The sequence below is a fragment of the Chromohalobacter beijerinckii genome (assembly GCF_023061185.1).
In the GTDB taxonomy this organism is placed as follows: Bacteria; Pseudomonadota; Gammaproteobacteria; order Pseudomonadales; family Halomonadaceae; genus Chromohalobacter; species Chromohalobacter beijerinckii.
In genome coordinates this window covers 190,614-211,097 of record NZ_JAKGAK010000001.1, presented here as the reverse complement: position 1 = coordinate 211,097, position 20,484 = coordinate 190,614, and the positions used below count along the sequence as shown (strand labels likewise).

Below are 20,484 nucleotides of genomic sequence, written 5' to 3'. Positions count from 1 at the left end.
GCGCACCTGGGAGCACGCTCATGACGCACGCGGTCATCACCGGAACGGGGCTTTATACTCCCCCCAACGCCATCGACAACGCGACGTTGGTGGCTTCGTTCAACGCCTGGGTGGACCTTGAAAACGCGCGCCACCACGAGGCGATTCGAGACGGACATCGCGAGCCACTCGAACATTCGAGCAGCGAGTTCATCGTCAAGGCTTCGGGAATTCATAGCCGCTACGTGGTCGAGGCGGCGGGGATCCTCGATCCCGACCGCATGCGTCCGCAATTGGCACCACGCGCCAATGACGAGCTCAGCGTGCAGGCCGAGATGGGCTTGGAAGCAGCGCGCCAGGCGCTGTCCAATGCTGCGGTCACGCCCGACGCATTAGATATGGTGGTCGTGGCATGCTCCAACCTGCAGCGTGCGTATCCAGCCATCGCCGTGGAGTTGCAGGCGGCATTGGGCGCTGGCGGGTACGCTTTCGACATGAATGTGGCGTGCTCCAGCGCGACTTTCGCCATCGATCTCGCCAACAATGCGATTCGTGCCGGCAGCGCCAAGCGCGTGCTGGTGGTGAGCCCGGAGATCTGCTCGGCGCATCTCAATTTCCGCGACCGCGATAGTCATTTCATCTTCGGCGATGCGTGTACGGCGGTGCTACTGGAGGCCGATGACGTAGCGCGAGCGGAGGAGCGCTTCGAGGTCATGAGCACGCGCCTGGTGACGCGTTTCTCGAACGCGATTCGCAACAATTTCGGCTTTCTCGACCGGGTGACGGAGCACAGGATCGATGCCGAACCGGCGTTCGTTGCCGATAAGTTATTCGTGCAGGAAGGTCGTCGGGTCTTCAAGGAGGTGTGTCCGCTGGTGGCCGAGTTGATTGGCGCTCACCTCGAGGCGCAGAATGTGGCACCTCGTGATCTCAAGCGGTTGTGGCTGCATCAGGCCAATCGTCATATGAATGATCTGATCGCCCGGCGCGTGTTGGGGCGCGACCCTGACGAAAGCGAGGCACCGGTGATTCTCGACCGTTATGCCAACACCAGTTCTGCCGGTTCGATCATCGCCTTTCATCTGCATCGCGACAATCTGGCCGTGGGGGATGTGGGGGTGGTCTGTTCGTTCGGAGCGGGCTACAGTGCGGGCAATATATTATTGCGGAAGGTGAAGGCTTGATGAAAATGACCAAGTTGCTGGCCGCGGCATGCGTAGTGACGGCGGTAAGCGGCTGCGCGACGCAGGGCCAGACGGACGCCAATCCCGACGATCCTTGGGAGGGATATAACCGTAAGGTATTCGCTTTCAACGACACACTGGATCGTTATGCGTTGAAACCCGTTGCTCAAGGGTATGACTATGTAACTCCCGAGCCGGTTCAGTCGGGGGTCGGTAATTTCTTCAGCAACCTGGGAGAGATTGGCACCACGGTCAATAGCGTCTTGCAGTGGAAGTGGGCCAATGCCGGTGTGGCGTCCGGGCGTTTCGTGATCAATTCCATCCTGGGGATCGGTGGCATTCTCGACCCAGCCTCACGCATGGGTCTCGTCGAGCGCGAAGAAGACTTCGGCCAGACGTTGGCCACTTGGGGCGTCGGCGAAGGGCCTTACGTGGTCTTGCCGGTGTTGGGCGGACGCACGCTGCGCCATACCTCGGGATTACCCGTGGATTGGTATACCGACCCGGTGACCTATGTCGAAGAAGATTCGGTGCGTTATGGTTTGCGTTTCGTCGATCTCATCGATACCCGAGCGGGACTCCTTGACCGCGAAGAGCTGATTAGCGGTGACCGTTACAGCTTCATTCGTGATGCGTATCTCCAGAACCGGCGCTATGAGGTCAACGACGGTGAAACGGGAAAAGATCCCTTCGCCAGCGGTGATTTCGGCGACGATTTCGAATACGACGAAGACGCCTTCGCCGATTGATCCCGAGGCCCCTGCATGGCCAACGCACGTACTCTGATCGGTCTGCTCGACACGCCCGGCGCATCGCGAGATGCGCTGGCACGTCTCATTGGAAGCGGACAGTTCGCCGTACTGGCGACGACGTCCGTAGACGCGTTACCCGACGATGTGGCCTTGGTAGTTGCCCATGTGCGGGCGGTCGCACGGGATGACTGGGCCACATTGGCCGCGCGCTGGCCGACTATCGTCATCAGCGAGACACGCCTCGATGGCGACCTGCTGCAGGCCGTGGACGCTGGGTTGGTCGATTATCTGGTCGAACCGGAATGCCATGGCGATATCTTGCGTCGCTTGATCGATCGCTCCATCGAACATCATCGATTGACTCAGGAGCATGCCCGCGACCGCCAACGCCTGGCCGAGCTCAACGAAAGCCTGGAAACCCACCTGGCCATGCTGCGTCTCGACCAGCAGGCCGGTTGGCAGATCCAGCGCAAGCTGCTGCCTGCTAGTCCGATAACGCTGCATGGCGTGCGGGCCGATTACTGGCTCGCGCCATCTCTTTATCTGTCGGGCGACTTTCTGGACTTTCAGCGTTGCGATGCACGCTACAGTTTCTTTTATTTCGTCGATGTCTCGGGGCACGGAGCGTCGTCGGCTTTTGTGACTGTGCTGCTCAAGTACCTCAGCAATCGCTGGCTGACGCAGTGGCGGCAACAGGCGGCGGAGACCTTCCCAGCGCGCTGCCTGACGGAGCTCAATCGAGAGCTTTTGGAGACGGGAATTGGCAAGCATGCCACGGTGTTTGCCGGGGTGCTTGACCATGAGCAACGCTATCTCCACTATTCGCTCGGCGCGCAGATGCCGATGCCCTTTCTGCAAGTGGATCGCGAAGTCAGCGTGCTCGAAGGCGAGGGGCCGCCGGTGGGATTGTTTCCCCATGTCGAGTTCCCGACCTATGGCTGTACATTGCCGCAACGATTCCGCCTTTGGCTGTGCTCCGATGGCATCTTGGAGTGCTTGGGTGGAGATACCCTCGATCAGCGTCTCGAGGCACTGAAACGCCGAATTGTGTCTTGTGCGTCGGTGGACGCGTTGAAAGAGGGGCTCGTGCTAGGCGATGAACTGCCGGATGATCTCACCGTGATGACTTTGAGTGGATTCGACCATGCATGAAGGGCGTATTCAGGCGGCGTTCGACGCCGGTGTGTTCGTTCTCAAGCTCAGTGGTGACGTGCGTCTGACGTTATGCGCGACGCTCGATCAGCAGGCGCAGCGCGTGGCTGAGAGCCCGGGCCTTGTCGCGGTGATGATCGACCTGCGCGAGGCGACGAATGTCGACTCCACTGCACTGGGTTTTCTGGCCAAAGTGGCGATGGCCGTCCAGGGGCGTCTCGAACAGCCGCCGACCATCGTCGCTGAGCATCCCGACGTGCGCCGTATGCTCGACGTCATGGGATTTTCACGTTACTTCACCTTGCTCGAGGCACCTTTGACCGAACCGGCGAGCCTCGATGAGTTGCCGCAGGTGAGAGCCGATGAGCATGACATGCAGCAACGCATCCTCGAAGCACATCGTATCCTCATGCGCATGAGCGATCATAATCGCGACGAGTTCCAGCCGCTGGTCGACCTGCTCGAAGAGCAGAAATCCGACAAGGATTGTTCCAAGGCGCACCACTGACGCACGGCTGGCGCGACCGTTTCATCATGCTATCGCCGTGATTCCCGTTACCGACTCCAGTTGCCGACGCTAATCTCGGTCCTCAGAGCGACCGTAATCGGCTATGATGAGCACACTAGCGGTTAGCCTTTTACATGAGCGTGCCGCCCTTCAGGGCGCCTGCACGGCGACGTATGTTTTCGGGAGATTTCGTGACTCAACTCAATGCGCGGCGATTGGCCTTGCTGGTGGCGGCCAACACCGCTCTGGCGCCTTTTGCCATCGATGCTTACCTGCCTGCCATGCCCACGCTTGCCGAGGCGGTTAATGCCAGCGTTCACCATACTGAACTGTCGCTGAGCGTGTTCCTTTTCGGGTTCGCGATCGGACAGCTGTTATGTGGGCCGCTGTCGGATCGCTTGGGTCGACGCCCGGTGCTATTGACCGGTCTGGTGGTGTTCTTACTCGCCAGTCTGGGCATCATGCAGGTGTCGTCGCTGGAAACGCTTTGGGGACTGCGCTTCGTCCAGGCCCTGGGCGGCGGTGCCTGCGTGGTCAACTCGGCGGCCATCGTGCGCGACTGTTTCAGCGGACGTGAGGCCGCCAAGGTGATGTCGACCATGGCAATGATTCTGATGCTGGCGCCGCTCGTGGCGCCCACGGTGGGGAGCGTGCTGCTGGGGATTTTCAATTGGCAGTCGATTTTCCTGTTTCTGGCTTTGTACGCGGCATTCCTGTTGTTCTTCTTGGGCACACGGCTACCTGAGACCCACGGGCGCGATCCCGATGCGCCGTCGCCACGCCAAGTGCTGGGCAATTATGCCAGCGTGCTTCGTCATCGCGAGGCGATGGGGTATATCTGTGCGGTGTCGATGTCATTCGCGGGCATGTTCGCGTTCATCACTGGCTCGCCTTATCTGTACATGGAGCATTATGGATTATCGGCGGCTGTCTATCCGTTCGTATTCGGGGCCAATATCCTGGTCATGGCGTCCTCCAATCGCCTCAACATCCACCTGTTGAAGAAGCGTACCCCGCAGCAAAACCTCGTGGTGGGGCTGGGTATCCAATTGTGCGCCGGCGTGGCGCTAGTGGCATTGATCCTGTCCGGGATGGATTCTATCTACAGCGTGGCGCCGCTGATGGTGGTATTCGTAGGGATGCAGGGGCTGATCGCGCCGAATGCGATGTCCTCGATGCTCGATCACTTTCCGAAGATGAGTGCCACGGCGACGGCTCTGCAGGGATGCTTGCAATTTTCCAGTGGGGCGTTTGCCGGCATGCTGGTGGGGGCCTTCGAGATTGCCAGTGCCTGGCCGACGGTGCTCACGATGCTGGGGGCCTCGCTGTTGGGCAATATCGGCGTGCGCTTGCTGGCCGGTCGCGCTCTACGTGGAAACGAGAGCGAAGAGGCCGTCGTCAGTCGTTAGGGAAAATCGCTCACTTCTGTCATGAAGCTGTCATCTTCATTGGGCATCTTAGGTGTCGCGAAGGTTGAACACTCTCATCGACAGGAGTTACCCGCATGAACCGTATCCTCAAGACTACCGCGTTGGCCGCTGCCGTGATGAGCGTCGCGGGTGCCGCCCAGGCGCAGGAACGCGAGCAGCTACGCATCGTCGGTTCCAGCACCGTCTATCCGTTCGCCAGCTACGTCGTCGAGGAGTTCGGCGCGACCACCGATTACCCGACGCCCGTCATCGAATCCACTGGGTCCGGCGGCGGTCTGCGTTTGTTCTGTAATGGGGTCGGGCTGGACACGCCGGACATCACCAACGCCTCGCGTCGCATGAAGCCCTCCGAATTCGAGCGTTGCCAGGAAAACGGTGTGACCGACATCACCGAAGCGAAAATCGGTTATGACGGCATCGCGTTCGCCGAGTCCAACGCCAACGAGCCGGTCAATTTCACGCGTGAGCAGCTCTTCCTCGCGTTGGCCGCCAAGGTGCCCCAGGACGGCGAGCTGGTCGACAATCCTTACACCAAGTGGAGCGAAATCGACTCCTCGCTGCCGGACCGCGAGATCATGGTGTACGGTCCGCCGACCACCTCCGGCACCCGTGATGCCTTCGAGGAGCTGGTGATGGAAGCCGCTTCCGAGGACATGGACGCCTACGATGGTGAAGGCTATACCGACATCCGTCAGGACGGTCCCTATGTCGACGCTGGCGAGAACGACAATCTCATCGTTCAGCGTCTCCAGGAAAACACCACCTCGTTCGGTATCTTTGGGTATTCCTTCCTCGAAGAGAACGCCGACGTCCTGACCGCCGCAAGCATCGATGGCGTGGCACCCGAGCCCGAAGCCATCAGCTCCGGTGAGTATCCGGTGTCGCGTTCGCTGTTCTTCTACGTCAAGAATCAGCATGCCGATAGCGTGCCGGCCGTATATCCGTACGTCGATTTGTTCATGAGTGAACAGATGATCAGCCCGATGGGCTATCTCAAGGGACTGGGCCTGATTCCGCTGCCCGAAGATGCACGTGAGCAAGCACGTAGCGATGTCGAAGATCGCGCAAGCCTTGAGCTTAGCGACCTACAATAAGGCCGCATGCGAACCGATGAAGTGGCCGGCGGCTTAGTGCTGCCGGCCCATTTGCATGACGGGCCCTACGGGCTTGATGGCTCCCTCTGGGAGCAACGTTATCCTGAGAGACCGACATGACGACGAATACCGTCTTCCTGCTGTTTTGCGCGGTACTCTTGGTGCTAGGGGGAATCGCTTTCACCCTGAGTCGCGCCAAGGCCGCGCGCGTGCGGGCCACGGGCACGACTATGCATGCACAGCCGGATCAATATGCGTGGTTCGCGGTACTCGTTACCGCCGGACCGGCGCTTTTGGTCAGCGCCCTGGGGGCGTTTGTTCTGTTACTGATGGGGGCGGATATCCCCACGTTTTATCTGTTGGCAGCGAGCCTGGTCATTGCCTTGATTGGCCTGGTTATGGGGCTGAATCAGGTGCGCTCCGATTTTCATGCGCGCCGCGCCATCGAGGGCGTCATTCGCAAGCTGTTGGCCGCCGCGGCGATGATCTCGATTCTCACTACGCTGGGCATTTTGCTGTCGATCATTAGCGAGGCGCTACGCTTCTTCCAGATGCACAGCTTCTGGGACTTCGTAACTGGTACTACCTGGAATCCCGGCGCAAGTTTCCTATCCGCCGCCGGACGTGGCGACGAGGGCGGCAGTGCCGCGCAGTTCGGATCGATTCCGCTCTTTGCCGGTACCTTCATGATCACCTTGATCGCCATGTTGGTAGCGATTCCTTTCGGCCTGGGCGCCGCCATCTACATGGTTGAGTTCGCGCCCTTGCGCATTCGCAAGGCGGCCAAGCCGGTCATCGAAGTACTGGCGGGGATCCCCACCGTGGTATATGGCGTCTTCGCGGCCTTGACCGTGGCGCCGCTGGTGGTGGATATCGCAGGGCTGTTCGGGCTGGATGCCTCCTATTCCAATGCGCTGGCGCCGGGCTTGGTGATGGGCATCATGATCATTCCATTCATCTCCTCGCTTTCCGACGATGTTATCAACTCGGTCCCCAACAGCCTGCGGGAAGGGGCTTTGGCTCTGGGGATCACCAAGGCCGAAATGGTGCGCAACGTGGTCGTGCCCGCCGCCGCGCCGGGGATCATATCGGCCTCGTTGCTGGCTGTCTCTCGGGCCTTGGGGGAAACCATGATCGTGGTCATGGCGGCTGGCATGCGTCCCAACCTGACCGCCAATCCCCTGGAAGACATGACGACCGTGACAGTGAGTATCGTGGCGGCGCTGACCGGCGATCAAGAATTCGAAAGCGCCCAGACACTCTCGGCCTTTGCCCTGGGACTGGTGCTGTTCATCGTGACGCTGACGCTGAATGTGGTGTCGGTGTTCATGATTCGCCGCTTCCGCGAGAAGTATCGCGTCAACAACCTGTAATCCGATAGGTCGAGAGCATGAGCCAATCGTTCGAAGAAATTTCCGCGCAGCTCAAGAAGCGCCATCGGCGTTCGGCGCGCATGAAATGGATGACCATGGGCGCCTTGATTCTATCGGCGGCGTTTCTGGTGGTCTTCATTTCCGACATGGTGGTGCGGGGATGGCCCGCTTTCCAGCAAGCGCAGATACAGGTCGAGGTCAGCTACGACGAGCAGTCCCAGAAGTTGCCGTTAGCCGCGGTCGATGAAGATGTGCGCCCGCTGATCTCGCGCGGTTTTTTCCGGCCCTTGCCGCGGAAAATGGAAAGCAATCCGGCGCTGATGGGCACGACGCAGACGCAGTGGGTCATCGCCGATAGTCGTGTCGATCAGTATCTCAAGGGCAATGAGGACCGCTTGCGTCCCGCCGACAAGGAAACGCTCCAAGCATTGGTCGAAGAGGGGCGCGCGGAGCTGAAGTTCAATACCACCTTCTTTACCACCGGTGACTCCAAGATGCCGGAACTGGCGGGGATTGCTTCGGCGGCTATCGGCACGGTAATGACCATGCTGGTCACCATGGCGGTATGCTTTCCGATCGGCGTGATGACGGCCGTGTATCTCGAGGAGTTCGCCCCCGACAACAAGCTGACTCAGATCATCGAAATCAATATCAACAACCTGGCGGCCGTCCCTTCCATCCTGTTCGGCCTGCTGGGGCTGGCAATTTATATCAGCTTCTTCGGGGTGCCTCGCTCCTCGCCGCTGGTAGGTGGGTTGACCCTGGCACTGATGACGCTGCCGGTCATTATCATTTCGACGCGCGCGGCGCTTCGCAGTGTGCCGGATAGTATTCGTCACGCGGCATTTGGCGTGGGGTGTTCACGTTGGCAGGTGGTGCGCGATCACGTGTTGCCGGTGTCGCTGCCGGGCATACTGACCGGTTCGATCATTGGTCTAGCGCAAGCCATGGGGGAGACCGCACCGCTGATCATCGTAGGTATGGTGGCGTTCATTCCCGATGCCTCGATCTCGATTACGAACGCCTCGACGGTCATGCCGGCGCAGATATTCACTTGGGCCAGTGAGCCGAATAGTGCCTTCGCCGAGAAGACAGCGGGCGGCATTCTGGTGCTTCTGGCGGTGCTGATCTTTCTCAATGCGCTCGCCGTGTGGTTACGCAACAAATTCGAACGTCGCTGGTAAGCGACTTCCGACAGGACATCATCGCCATGAACGATACGACCCTGCAAAACTTTCAGACCCAGCAAGACTCGTCCACGGCATCCGAGGGTGCCGTGCGCGGCCCATACAGCGAGGCGCCGACACCCGACAAGGGGCAGCCGGTAACACGTAACGAAAGCGTCGAAGAAAATTTGAGCGTACGCGTGCGCGATCTCAGTCTGTGGTATGGCGAGCACCAAGCGCTGGATGACATCAGCATCGATATATTTGCCAATACCGTCACGGCCTTGATCGGTCCGTCGGGCTGCGGCAAGTCGACCTTCCTGCGCTGTCTCAATCGCATGAACGATTTGATCAGCAGCGTGAGCATCAAGGGATTGGTGGAAATGGATGGCCGCGACGTCAATGCCCGCGGCATGGATGAAGTGGCACTCCGCCGACGTGTGGGCATGGTGTTCCAGAAGCCCAACCCGTTTCCCAAGTCGATCTATGAGAACGTCGCGTATGCGCCGCGCATGCACGACATGGTTAGCCGCAAGGCCGACCAGGACGAACTGGTGGAGCGCGCGTTGCGCGATGCGGGTCTATGGAATGAGGTCAAGGACAAGCTATATGAACCGGGAACTTCACTCTCGGGAGGACAGCAGCAGCGTCTATGCATCGCGCGTGCGATTGCCGTGCGTCCTGACGTCATCCTCATGGACGAACCGACCTCGGCGCTCGATCCGATTTCGACGGCAACGATTGAAGACCTGATGGATAAGCTCAAGCAGGACTTTACCATCGTCACCGTTACCCACAACATGCAGCAGGCGGCGCGCGTGGCGGATTACACGGCGTTTTTCCACCTTGGTGAGATGATCGAATACAACGCCACCAAGCAGATGTTCGCCAACCCACATACCAAGAAGGCGGAAGACTACATCACCGGTCGTTATGGCTAATGGCCTGAAAACTGGTGATTTTGCAGGGCGCTTCGGCGCCCTTTTTTTATGCGCATGTATGTGACCGGTCGACCGTATGATCGTTATCACAATAATGACATCTTAGAGAAATATTTCCTGGCTAACATTAAGCCCTGAGAGTGTTAGCAACCTTCGCAACGTCGTTACCACTCCTTCACATGACGAATAATGGGACGTAACCATGTTAAAGACGAGTTGTTCAGCATTGCTTGCCGGTGTATTGGCACTTCACGGCATTCAGGCAAGCGCGCAGGAGACCATGACGGGCGCCGGCGCTACGTTCCCGTACCCGGTATATTCCCAGTGGGCGGACGATTATCAGGACGCCAAGGGCATCGGCCTCAATTATCAGGCCATCGGTTCCGGTGGTGGCATCAAGCAGATAACCGCCAAGACCGTGACCTTCGGTGCCAGTGATGCCCCCCTCAAGAAAGATGAGCTCGACGAGCATGGGCTGATGCAGTGGCCGATGATCATGGGCGGTGTCGTGCCGGTACTTAACCTGCCGGGCACCGAGAAAAATTCACTGAAACTCGATGGCGAGACCCTGGCGGATATCTATGCCGGGAAAATCACGCATTGGGACGATGCGGCGATTGCCGACCTCAATCCCGATGTCGATCTACCCGATACGGCGATTACGCCGGTGTATCGAGCCGAAGGCTCTGGTACCAACTTCCTGTTCACGCACTACTTATCGCAAGTGAACGATGAATTTGCCGACACTATCGGTGAAGGGAAGTCAGTGGCTTGGCCGGCTGGCGTGGGCGCCAAGGCCAATGCGGGGGTCGCCAAGCAAGTCGCCGAGACCGAAGGGGCGATTGGCTATGTCGAGTTCGCTTATGCCAAGCAGAACGATCTTGATCACATCCGTTTGCGCAATCATGACGGTGAATACGTCGAGCCCAGCAGCGATAGCTTCAAGGCCGCTGCAGCCAATGCCGATTGGAGCAACGCGCCCGGGTTCTATCTGGTGCTGACCGATCAGGTTGGCGCAGACAGCTGGCCGATTACCGGCGCGTCTTTCATCCTCATGCATAAGCAGGTGGAAGATCCGGCCGCAGCCAAGCGCGTGCTGGAATTCTTCGACTGGGCGTATGCCAACGGCGGCGACGCAGCCAACGAGCTCGACTATGTCCCCATGCCTGAGAACGTGGCCGATCAGGTTCGCGATAGCTGGGGTGATATCGAAGGACCGCAGGGTGAGTCGATCTGGCCGTAAGCCAGGAACCGTCTCTCCCATGTCGAAACCGGTCGCGGGCAATCCGCGGCCGGTGCCTGTTATGTCAACGCGGTGAGATATCATGCACGTTTCCACCAAGCGCCTTGCCTCGTCTCGGTTTGCGTTTCCCGGTGCCAGCGACAAGGAAATACGCATTCTCAAGCGTAATGCGCTGATCGATCGAGCATTCGAGCGTTCGACACAAGCATTTGCCTTGGCCGTGTTATTGCTGCTGGGCGCCATACTTGTCTCGTTGTGCGTCTCGAGTTGGGATACGTTGTCCGCGCATGCGGTCGATTTCCTGACCGGCGACCGTTGGGCTGCCAACATGGAGATGTTCGGTGCCTTGCCAGCGATCTACGGCACCTTGGTGACATCTTTGATCGCTGTGGCGATCGCGGTTCCTGTCTCGTTTGGCATCGCCATCTTTTTGACCGAAAAGTGCCCGGAGATACTCCGCCGTCCGCTGGGCATTACCGTGGAGCTATTGGCGGGAATTCCATCGATCATCTATGGCATGTGGGGCGTCGAAATGCTGGCGCCTTTTCTCAACCACATCTTTCCGGATTTGTTTCCGGCTGGCTCGGGGCTGGCCACAGCCGGCTTGGTACTGGCGATCATGATCATACCTTTCATTACCGCCATCAGCCGTGACGTGATGCTCACGGTGCCACCTATAACGCGGGAGTCGGCCTACGGACTGGGGTGCACGACATGGGAAGTCGTACGAGGAGTGATTTTCCCTACCGTGCGTCACGGCATGATGGGAGGCGTCGTTTTAGGCCTCGGTCGCGCGTTGGGCGAGACCATGGCCGTGACCTTCGTCATCGGCAACAACTTGTTCTTTCATCCCACCATCACGGGACAGGGCACCTCGATCGCTGCCTTGATCGCCAATCAATTTCCTGAAGCCGATGGCGCACAGCGTTCTGCTTTGCTGGCGCTAGGGCTGGTGCTATTTCTGATTACTTTTGCCGTGTTGGCAACCGCGCGATACATGCTCAATCGTATCGAGCGGCGCGCGGCCTGATACAGGGAGAATATCTTGCGTCACTATACGAGCGCGCTGTATCGGCGCCGACGTTTCGTCAACCGCTGTGCCATGGTGCTATGCCTACTGGCCGCTTTTTTCGGGCTCGCTTGGTTGGTATTGATTCTGGGCACCTTGATGGTCAAGGGGGTGTCCGCGCTGTCCTTGGATGTCTTCTTCGAGCGCACGCGTATGCGCGATGGTGGCCTGGGCAATGCCATTCTCGGCTCCTTGATACTCACCTCTGCGGCCACGGCAATCGGTACGCTGGTCGGTGTCGCGGCAGGTACGTGGCTGGCGGAATATGGCGGCAAGTCGCGGTTGGCCCGGGCGGTGCGTTTCATCAATGACGTGCTGCTCTCCGCACCCTCCATCATCATCGGCCTTTTCGTCTACGCGGTGCTGGTGCTACCCATGGGGCATTTCTCTGGCTGGGCTGGTATCGCGGCGCTAACGGTCATTATCGTACCGGTGGTAATTCGTTCCACCGAGGACATGCTCAATCTGGTACCTACAGAGTTGCGCGAAGCGGCCTCGGCATTAGGAGCGCATCGTTGGTGGGTGGTGAGTCGGGTTTGTTATAGCGGCGCACGGGCGGGCATCGTCACCGGTATTCTGCTGGGGGGAGCGCGCATCAGCGGTGAAACGGCGCCGTTATTGTTCACGTCACTCAACTCCAATCAGTGGAATTTCTTCGATATGCAGGGAGAGATGCCCAACCTGCCGATGACGCTATATCAAAACATGACGATAAATTCGTTCATTCCCGACCTCGTCAATCTGGCTTGGACCGGGGCGATGATCCTGACTCTGGGCATCCTGATACTCAATATCGTCGCGCGCTTCGTGTCGCGCCAGTCGCACTAAATTTCGACGCCGTTTTCAAAGAGACATTGCGATGACAATCAATGAAAGTTTCACGCACCCGCTCACAGAACATGAGAAAACATCTCCTACGTCGAGCGACGCCACGACGGCCAAGCTGCGTGTTGAAAACTTGAATTTCTTCTATGGCAAGACGCAGGCATTGAAAGATATCTCGCTCGATGTGCCTGCTAACCGTGTGACGGCTTTCATTGGGCCCTCGGGCTGTGGAAAATCCACGCTGCTGCGTTGTTTCAATCGAATTCACGACCTTTACGCCGGCCCGCGCAGTGAAGGGCGTATATTCCTCGATGGGCAGGACATCAATGCTCGAAGTGTTGATGCCAATTTGATAAGAGCACGTATCGGTATGGTGTTTCAGAAGCCGACACCTTTTCCCATGTCGGTGTTCGATAACATCGCATTTGGCGTCAAACTTTATGAACGTTTGTCCTCTCATGCGATGCAAGAGCGCGTTGAATGGGCCTTGCGCAAGGCGGCCCTTTGGGACGAGGTCAAGGATAAGCTCAAATACAGTGGCCAGGCATTATCGGGGGGGCAGCAACAACGGCTTTGCATCGCACGCACCATCGCGGCCAAACCGGACGTCATTTTGCTTGATGAGCCGACGTCGGCGCTCGACCCGATTTCCACGGGGTATATCGAGGACTTGGTAAACGAGCTCAAGCAGGATTACACGCTGATGATCGTGACCCACAATATGCAGCAGGCCGCGCGAATTTCAGATTACACGGCCTTCATGTATCTCGGCGAGCTTGTCGAGCATGGTGAAACCACACAGATATTCACCAAGCCTACCCAACGCAAGACCGAAGACTACATTACCGGTCGCTTTGGATAATGAGCATGACTGTCACTGAGCGCAGTCGATGCACTTCAAAGTGGCATAATCCAGCGTCAGGCGCTTGGGTGTAATGAGCTCACCACATGCTATGCATTCGCCGTACGTATCATCGTCGATACGTTTGAGGGCGAGATCGATGAAACGCATGCTTGCCTCGCGGCGTTGCTGGGTCGCCTTGGCCATGGCTTGGGACTGCATGGCATCCATGCGCGTCAGTCGTCCATTGGTAGTCTGATCGAGTTCGACGACATCCCGGCTTTGCGCGCTTTCCCGGCTTTCATCGAGCAATTGCTGACGCTTGGTTTCTAGCTGATGGCGAACCACCGCCATGTCGAGAGCAGGGTGATTCATGACCGCGCCTCCTTGCGTTGTGCGCGTACTTGTCGTGTCAGGGGGCCCCAGGCCAGCAAGAAGCCAATGCAGACCATGACGATCATCATGATCAGAATGCTGGTGAAGGGGATGTCTAGATCGAGCAGGATGCCAAAAGTCGCCGGAGCCAAGCCCGAGGCGAACACCATGCCCGCCACGAAGATCGAGCGTAGACGCCCAAGGTGCTCGCTGCCCCAGAACTGGATCAACAGGCTGGTGACCGTTGGTTCCTGCATTCCCGTCACGATGCCTGAAAGCAGCATATAGGCCAAGATGCCCCAAGCGTTATGCAGGATAACGGCGATGACTAGTCCGGCGATCAAGGGCACCAAGTAGAATCGTCCCATGATGGCCGCGCCCAAGCGGTCGACCAGGCGTCCCGCGATCAAAGACCCCACGACGCGCCCCCCTGCCGCCAGGGCGAAACCGGTGGCGAAGGTCGCAGATGTGGCATTGAATTCGTCGACCATATCGGCCTGAAACACGAAGATGCCGGTGTTGACGATGGCGACCGATAGCATCATCAGGCTCAAGCGCCAGAAACGCGCCTCGCGAAGCGGACGCGGCGTTGGTGTCGGGGCCTGGTGCTGCGTTCGATCACGCGATGTCGTGGTGCGTGTCCGGGTGGCGGGGGGCCAGCCGGGATAGAACAAGAGCGTCGGCAGCCAGACGATTAATAAAACCGCCAGTGCGCCCCACCAGATTTCTCGCCATGACCATACATGCAGGGCGCTTGCGATCCCGCTGGGAAGAATGGCTTCCCCCAGCGGGATCGCTAGTGTCACGAGCGCCAGGGCGCTACCGCGGGCTTGCACGATGCGTCGCGCAGCCGTGGTGGTGCCAAGGTGTACGAACAACCCCTGGCCACAGAAGCGGATCAGGCCGAAGCCGAGCAAGGCCAATATCGCCCAGGGCGATAACGTCAGCAACAAAATGCCAAGCGCCATACCGAGGACGACGCAGGACGCGAAACGACGAGTCGGCCACCAATCGAGCATGGGGCCGACGAAGAAGATCAGGCAGCCCGAGATGAGGGTAACCAGCGAATAGGCGATCCCGAATTCGCTGCTGGTCAGCGAAAAGCTCGCCGAAATCGCCGGTTGGAAGAACCCCACCAGAAAGGTCTGGCCCAAATTGCCGGAAAACGCGGCCAGAAAGCCGATGGCCAAGATACCGTAATGTTGCAGAATGATGCGTCGATAGCCCATTAAGCTTCCTTTTCCGGTGAGTTGAATGGGGTTACGACGTAATGCGTTGATAGCCTCCGAGCACGCCTGGTTTAGCCAGTACCCATTGCCATAGCTGAATATCGCGGGCCCGGAAAGCTGCCGCGCATGACAGCAAGTAATAGCGCCACATGCGGTAGAACTCGTTGCCGTAGCGTTCCTTGAATTGTGGCCAATGGGCTTCGAAGTTCTCCCACCAGGCCATCAACGTCTTGTCGTAGTCGGCGCCGAAGTTGTGTAGGTCTTCGGTGACGAAAAGCCCGCCTGCGGCATCACCGATCTGGCCGATGGAAGGCAGGTCACCGTTGGGGAAGATGTACTTATCGACCCAGGGGTCCGGCGTGCTTTCCCGGACATTCTTGCCAATGGTGTGCAGCATGAAGAGACCGCCATCCTTGAGGCAGCGATGGGCGACTTCCATGTACTCGCGGTGATTCTTGCGGCCCACATGCTCGAACATGCCGATACTGATGATGGCATCGAACTGCTCGTCGATCTCGCGATAGTCCTGAAGCCGAAATTCCACGGGAAGTCCCTTCTTCATCAAGGATTTCCCGTAGTCGGCCTGCTCGCGCGAGATGGTGAGGCCAACGCATTCCACGCCATAGTGCTCGGCGGCGTAGGCCATGAAGCTGCCCCAGCCGCAGCCAATATCCAGAATGCGCATGCCAGGCTTGAGATCCAACTTGCGGCAGATCAGATCGAGCTTGGCCTCCTGAGCGGCATCCAGGGTCTCGGCGTCGTGCCAGTAGCCGCAGGTATAGGTCATGCGCTTATCGAGCATGGTCGCGTAGAAGTCATTGCCCAGATCGTAATGCGCTTCGCCGACTTTCCAGGCACGTTTCACGCTTTGCAGGTTGGTGAATTTGGCGCGCAAGGCATGGAAAACCAGTTTGGAAGGCTGTACGGCCTTGTCTACCTTGGCACGTAGTAGGCGAAAGAAGAACTCGTCGAGACGTTCGGCGTCCCATTGTCCGGCCATGTAGGCTTCGCCGAGCCCGAGGTTGCCTTCGGCAAGCGCGCGGTCGAAGACTTCGGACGAATGCACTTGCATGTCCCAAGGGCGCGAGCCGTTGATCTGGATGTCGGCGCGGGCCAGGAGGTCAGCGACGAATCGATAGCTCTTGTGCTGTTCAAGCGCCTGGGTCGAAGTGGTGGTTTCCTTGAGTGGAGCGTTCACTGCTGATCTTCCTCTTGCTCATGCTTCCAGTGCGCGGGGAAGCTTATGCGGGCTTTTTGCTCTGCTTTTAGGCTAGACGAAGATTATACGTCATTGACACCGTTTGCACGCTACCGAGCTGATAGTTTTTATGGATAAGCACATAAAAACAAAACTATGAAATAAGGTAGCTGCGAGATGTCGCATGTGCCGCATATTGCGCTGCTTCAGCGCGTGATATCGTTCATTGAGACTCCCGCGGCAGGCCTAGCGCGAGCAGAGCGCTCGTCAGTACCAGGGCGGCCGAGAGCCCCAGGCATGCTGCCAGGCCGTACACCTGGTAGACCCAGCCGGATAGAATGGTTCCGATAAGGCGCCCCATGGCATTGGCCATGTAGTAGAAGCCGACGTCCATCGACACGCCTTCGGCACGCGCGAAACGCACGATCAAGTAGCTATGCCAGCTTGAGTTGATGGCAAAGATCGCCCCGAAGGCCAGCAGGCCCACGATCAGCCAGATGACGGTGGTCGCCAGCGGAGTGAAGGCGAGCACGGCCGGGAGCAGGGCGAGTACCGCGGCCAGGACGACGGTGATGCTGCGCGTATCGCCGTGCAGATGTCGCGTGATGCGCGGGGCCTGGGTCTGAACGCCGCCGTAGCCGATCACCCAGACGGCCATCAGGATGCCGACGCTCCAGAAGTTCCAGCCGTGTTGATCGTAGAGAAACACCGGCAGCGCCACTACGAACCAGATGTCGCGAGAGGCGAACAGGCACAAGCGTGCCGCCGCAAGAACGTTGACCGCACGCGACGTGGAGAAAACCTCGCGGAACCTGGGCTTGGCCTTCTGGCGGCCCAGGTCGGCACGCAAACGCCATAGTGATAGCCCCAGCACCACGGCCAGCATCACCCACATGGCGAGTATCGCGCCCTGGAAACCGATCAGCGTCAGCAACAGGCCGCCGGCGAAGAAGCCGGCCCCCTTGAGGGCATTCTTGGACCCCGTGAGGATGGCCACCCAGCGGTACAGCGCGCCCTGGGCATTGCTGCTGTCCTTGGGGACCAGCACCTTGACCGCGCTCTTGGCGCTCATCTTGTTGAGGTCCTTGGCGACCCCCGAGAGCGCCTGAGCGGCCATGACCCAGGGCACCGTCAAGGCCGAGGCCGGCACCAGCAGCATGCCCAGGGCGACCAGCTGCAGCCCCAGACCGAGGTTCATGGTGCGGTTGAGCCCCAGGCGGGCGCCGAGCCAGCCACCGACGAAGTTGGTGACCACGCCGAAGGCCTCGTAGAACAGAAACAGCAGGGCGATTTCCAGCGGCGAATAGCCAAGCTGATGGAAATGCAGCACCACCAGCATGCGCAAGGCGCCGTCGGTCAGCGTGAAGGCCCAATAGTTGCCCGTGACCAGCAGATACTGGCGTATCTCGAAGGGCAGGGCGCGCAGGCGTTGCAGGGTCGTCATCGTGCTGGTTCCCGAGCGTTGCCGACTTTCAAGGCTAGCTCCACCGTGCGATTGGCATAGCCCCACTCATTGTCGTACCACGCGTAGAGTTTTACTTGGGTCTCGTTGATTACCATCGTCGACGGGGCATCGACGATCGCGCTGCGCGGATCGGTGCGATAGTCGATGGAGACAAGCGGGCGGGTTTCGTAGCCCAGGATGCCGGCCAGATCGCCATTCGCGGCTTGTTCCAGGGCGGCGTTTACCTCGTCGACGTTGGTGGCGCGTTCGACTTCGAAGACCATGTCGGTGAGCGAGGCGTTGGCCAGCGGCACGCGCACGGCGTGGCCGTTGAGCTTGCCTTCCAGCTCGGGAAAGATCGCCGTGATCGCCTTGGCCGAGCCCGTGGTGGTGGGGATCAGGCTCATGCCGCAGGCCCGGGAACGGCGCAGGTCGGGGCTGTGGGGAGAGCTCGGCGCATCGAGGATCGTCTGGGTATTGGTGATGTCGTGCACCGTGGTCATCGAGCCATGGCGGATGCCGAAGGTTTCGTGAATCACCTTTACCACCGGTGCCAGACAGTTGGTGGTGCAACTGGCCGCGGTGACGATGCGGTGTCGCTCCGGAGCGAAATCGCCATCGTTGACGCCCATCACCACGTTGAGCACCTCGGGGTCCTTGACCGGCGCGGAGACCACGACGCGCGGCACGCCTTGATCGAGGTAGGGCTGCAGCTTGGCGGCCTTGGTCATGGCGCCCGAGGCTTCGATCACCACGTCGCATCGGGACCAGTCGCTGTCGGCGAGATCGCGATGGGTACTGAAGATGATCGAGGTGTCGTCAATGACGAGCGAATCCGCCTCGGCGCGAATGCCCGTGCCGGGGGACCAGTGGCCGTGTACCGAATCGAATTCCAGCAGATGGGCGAAGGTTGCCGCGTCGCCGCCGGGATCGTTGATGCGAACGATCTCCAGGGAGTGCGTCGCGCGCGACGCCCACAGGACGCGCAGGGCAAGACGGCCGATGCGCCCGAAGCCGTTGATGCCGATGCGTAATGTCATGCGATGTCTCCTGAGGTGGAGGAAAAGAGGGCCGGCCTGGGCTCGGCGCGGCATGCTGCCTGGCGTTGGCGGGTGGTGCCGGCATCGGCGAGTCGTCGGTGGGCCGCGACGAAGTCCGCTGGCGCGGCGTCGCGCGAGGCCTCGAGGATGATCGAGACCCATTCGGGCAGCGTCGGCTCGAGGCGATAGAAGATCCAGGCACCGCGGCGGCGACCGCGTAGCAGGCCGGCACGACGCAGGTAGGCCAGATGGCGCGATATCCTGGGCTGCGGGGCCGCCAGGGCCTCGGTCATTTCGCAGACGCACAGCTCGGGTTCGGTGCAGAGCAGCAGCGTCAGCGTCAAGCGCGTCTCGTCGGCGAGACAGCGGTGCAAGGCCGCCGGGGTCAGCACTGCCGTGGTCACTGGCTCAGGCCTCCCGGGACTGAACGCTCAACCATAGCCGCAGACGGCCACGAATCTCTTCGAGGGTCTGGGTATAGGCGCCGTCACGCGGATTGAGGCGCGGATCCAGGATATCCCAGAACAGCAGCTCGTCGGTGTTGCCTGCCCAGTCCCGGCAGCGCTGCTGGGCTTTTTCGCAGAGGATGATCACACTGTCGAAATGCTCGCCGGCATAGGCCTCCAGCGATTTGCTGGCCAGCCCCGTGGTATCGATGCCCAACTCTGTGAGTGCCTGCAGTGCCGCCTGCTGCGGCTCATCGGGTTCGACGCCGGCGCTGTAGGCCTCGAAGCGCTGTCCGGCCAGGTGACGCAACAGGGCTTCGGCCATCAACGAGCGGGCCGAGTTGGCATTGCAGAGAAAGAGAACGCGTTTTTTGCTCATGGGTCAGCCTCGTGGGATATATGGCTAGACGAATATGCCCGAGATCCATGTCATTTCGATGAACGTGCCGGGCTCTACATGCCACGTTGATTGACGCGCCGAGATACCTCTTCGGCACTCTCTTTGCGTTCGGAGTAGCGGTCGGTGAGCAGATCGCTGCGGTCGCGCGTCAGCAAGGTGAATTTCATCAACTCTTCCATCACGTCGACGATACGGTCATAGAGCGGCGAGGGCATCATGTGGTTGTCGTCGCCGAACTCCAGGAACGCCTTGGGCACCGATGACTGGTTGGGGATGGTCAGCATGCGCATCCAGCGACCGAGAATGCGTAGCTGATTGACCGTATTGAAGGACTGCGAGCCGCCGCAGACCTGCATGACCGCCAGGGTCTTGCCCTGGGTCGGGCGGACGCCGCCCAGCGCCAGCGGAATCCAGTCGATCTGCGCCTTCATGATGCCGGTCATCGCGCCGTGACGCTCCGGGGAGCACCACACCATGCCTTCCGCCCACTGCGCCAGATCGCGGAGCTCTTGGACCTTGGGGTGCGAGGCGTCCTCGCTGTCCGGCAAGGGCAGGCCACGCGGATCGAAGCATCGTGTCTCGGCACCCATGGCAGCGAGCAAACGCGCGGCTTCCTCGCTGACCAGACGACTGAACGAGCGTTCACGCAGCGAGCCATGCAGCAGCAGGATGCGCGGCGGATGCGTGCTGAGTCGGGGCGCCATCAGCGTATCGCCATCGGGAACGGCGAAAGATGTGGTGTCGAGATTGGGAAGGTCGTGCATGAACGACTCCTGTGTGGGATAGTCGGGTCAA

The 20,484-nt window shown here is 59.6% G+C and carries 21 protein-coding genes; 13 read left to right on the top strand and 8 right to left on the bottom strand.

The genetic code is table 11. The features are described from left to right. Nucleotides 1–20: 20 nt before the first annotated feature. The 13 genes from L1075_RS00945 to pstB (L1075_RS00885) all read left to right on the top strand — a co-directional run bounded on the left by L1075_RS00945 (nt 21) and on the right by pstB (L1075_RS00885) (nt 13,578). Nucleotides 21–1,163 (top strand): beta-ketoacyl-ACP synthase III, encoded by a 1,143-nt coding sequence (locus L1075_RS00945; protein ID WP_040243834.1) that lies wholly within the window; start codon nt 21–23, stop codon nt 1,161–1,163. Continuing rightward, nucleotides 1,163–1,912, top strand: a complete 750-nt coding sequence (locus L1075_RS00940) for an MlaA family lipoprotein (protein WP_075369134.1) — start codon at nt 1,163–1,165, stop codon at nt 1,910–1,912. The genes L1075_RS00945 and L1075_RS00940 overlap by 1 nt, the downstream gene beginning before the upstream one ends. A gap of 15 nt (nt 1,913–1,927) precedes the next feature. After that, nucleotides 1,928–3,067: a PP2C family protein-serine/threonine phosphatase gene (locus tag L1075_RS00935; RefSeq protein WP_246939202.1), complete on the top strand. Its 1,140-nt coding sequence runs from the start codon at nt 1,928–1,930 to the stop codon at nt 3,065–3,067. Then, nucleotides 3,060–3,575, top strand: a complete 516-nt coding sequence (locus L1075_RS00930) for an STAS domain-containing protein (protein ID WP_075369136.1) — start codon at nt 3,060–3,062, stop codon at nt 3,573–3,575. Before L1075_RS00935 ends, L1075_RS00930 begins: the two co-directional genes overlap by 8 nt. A gap of 191 nt (nt 3,576–3,766) precedes the next feature. After that, nucleotides 3,767–4,984, top strand: coding sequence for a Bcr/CflA family multidrug efflux MFS transporter (locus L1075_RS00925; protein ID WP_178998088.1), 1,218 nt, complete (start codon nt 3,767–3,769; stop codon nt 4,982–4,984). A 95-nt stretch (nt 4,985–5,079) separates the two neighbouring features. Continuing rightward, nucleotides 5,080–6,099 (top strand): PstS family phosphate ABC transporter substrate-binding protein, encoded by a 1,020-nt coding sequence (locus tag L1075_RS00920; protein ID WP_246939199.1) that lies wholly within the window; start codon nt 5,080–5,082, stop codon nt 6,097–6,099. A 116-nt stretch (nt 6,100–6,215) separates the two neighbouring features. Continuing rightward, nucleotides 6,216–7,472: a phosphate ABC transporter permease subunit PstC gene (gene pstC / locus L1075_RS00915; RefSeq protein ID WP_246939196.1), complete on the top strand. Its 1,257-nt coding sequence runs from the start codon at nt 6,216–6,218 to the stop codon at nt 7,470–7,472. Nucleotides 7,473–7,489: 17 nt separating this feature from the next. Continuing rightward, nucleotides 7,490–8,656 (top strand): phosphate ABC transporter permease PstA, encoded by a 1,167-nt coding sequence (pstA, locus tag L1075_RS00910; protein WP_040243822.1) that lies wholly within the window; start codon nt 7,490–7,492, stop codon nt 8,654–8,656. 26 nt (nt 8,657–8,682) lie between these two features. Then, nucleotides 8,683–9,579 carry a phosphate ABC transporter ATP-binding protein PstB gene (gene pstB, locus L1075_RS00905; protein ID WP_246895193.1) on the top strand — a complete coding sequence of 299 codons (897 nt, stop codon included), beginning with the start codon at nt 8,683–8,685 and terminating at the stop codon, nt 9,577–9,579. A gap of 202 nt (nt 9,580–9,781) precedes the next feature. Next, the gene (pstS, locus tag L1075_RS00900) at nt 9,782–10,822 is read left to right on the top strand and encodes a phosphate ABC transporter substrate-binding protein PstS (protein WP_246895194.1); all 1,041 of its coding nucleotides are present in this window, start codon (nt 9,782–9,784) and stop codon (nt 10,820–10,822) included. An 82-nt stretch (nt 10,823–10,904) separates the two neighbouring features. Then, complete coding sequence (gene pstC / locus L1075_RS00895) at nt 10,905–11,852, top strand: phosphate ABC transporter permease subunit PstC (protein ID WP_040243817.1); 948 nt, start codon at nt 10,905–10,907, stop codon at nt 11,850–11,852. A 15-nt stretch (nt 11,853–11,867) separates the two neighbouring features. Then, nucleotides 11,868–12,719 (top strand): phosphate ABC transporter permease PstA, encoded by an 852-nt coding sequence (pstA, locus tag L1075_RS00890; RefSeq protein ID WP_040243815.1) that lies wholly within the window; start codon nt 11,868–11,870, stop codon nt 12,717–12,719. Between the two features lie 31 nt (nt 12,720–12,750). Continuing rightward, nucleotides 12,751–13,578, top strand: a complete 828-nt coding sequence (gene pstB, locus L1075_RS00885; protein ID WP_246939193.1) for a phosphate ABC transporter ATP-binding protein PstB — start codon at nt 12,751–12,753, stop codon at nt 13,576–13,578. A gap of 12 nt (nt 13,579–13,590) precedes the next feature. Here pstB (L1075_RS00885) and L1075_RS00880 read toward each other — a convergent pair whose 3' ends face one another. The 8 genes from L1075_RS00880 to arsH all read right to left on the bottom strand — a co-directional run bounded on the left by L1075_RS00880 (nt 13,591) and on the right by arsH (nt 20,453). Next, nucleotides 13,591–13,932, bottom strand: a complete 342-nt coding sequence (locus L1075_RS00880) for a TraR/DksA family transcriptional regulator (RefSeq protein WP_246895195.1) — start codon at nt 13,930–13,932, stop codon at nt 13,591–13,593. Beyond that, nucleotides 13,929–15,161: an MFS transporter gene (locus L1075_RS00875; RefSeq protein WP_246895196.1), complete on the bottom strand. Its 1,233-nt coding sequence runs from the start codon at nt 15,159–15,161 to the stop codon at nt 13,929–13,931. The genes L1075_RS00880 and L1075_RS00875 overlap by 4 nt, the downstream gene beginning before the upstream one ends. 31 nt (nt 15,162–15,192) lie before the next feature. Further along, on the bottom strand, nt 15,193–16,359 hold the full coding sequence (gene cfa / locus L1075_RS00870; protein WP_246939190.1) for a cyclopropane fatty acyl phospholipid synthase: 1,167 nt from the start codon (nt 16,357–16,359) through the stop codon (nt 15,193–15,195). A gap of 223 nt (nt 16,360–16,582) precedes the next feature. Beyond that, nucleotides 16,583–17,803 carry an organoarsenical effux MFS transporter ArsJ gene (gene arsJ / locus L1075_RS00865; RefSeq protein ID WP_040243814.1) on the bottom strand — a complete coding sequence of 407 codons (1,221 nt, stop codon included), beginning with the start codon at nt 17,801–17,803 and terminating at the stop codon, nt 16,583–16,585. Beyond that, entirely contained in the window at nt 17,800–18,843 is a 1,044-nt protein-coding gene (locus tag L1075_RS00860; RefSeq protein ID WP_246939187.1) for an ArsJ-associated glyceraldehyde-3-phosphate dehydrogenase, read from the bottom strand. The genes arsJ and L1075_RS00860 overlap by 4 nt, the downstream gene beginning before the upstream one ends. Next, nucleotides 18,840–19,247 carry a metalloregulator ArsR/SmtB family transcription factor gene (locus L1075_RS00855; protein ID WP_246939184.1) on the bottom strand — a complete coding sequence of 136 codons (408 nt, stop codon included), beginning with the start codon at nt 19,245–19,247 and terminating at the stop codon, nt 18,840–18,842. Before L1075_RS00855 ends, L1075_RS00860 begins: the two co-directional genes overlap by 4 nt. A gap of 4 nt (nt 19,248–19,251) precedes the next feature. Then, a complete protein-coding gene (locus L1075_RS00850) occupies nt 19,252–19,668 on the bottom strand; it encodes an arsenate reductase ArsC (RefSeq protein WP_246939181.1) in 417 nt (138 codons plus the stop codon). A 74-nt stretch (nt 19,669–19,742) separates the two neighbouring features. After that, nucleotides 19,743–20,453: an arsenical resistance protein ArsH gene (arsH, locus tag L1075_RS00845; RefSeq protein WP_281504029.1), complete on the bottom strand. Its 711-nt coding sequence runs from the start codon at nt 20,451–20,453 to the stop codon at nt 19,743–19,745. Nucleotides 20,454–20,484 lie beyond the last annotated feature (31 nt).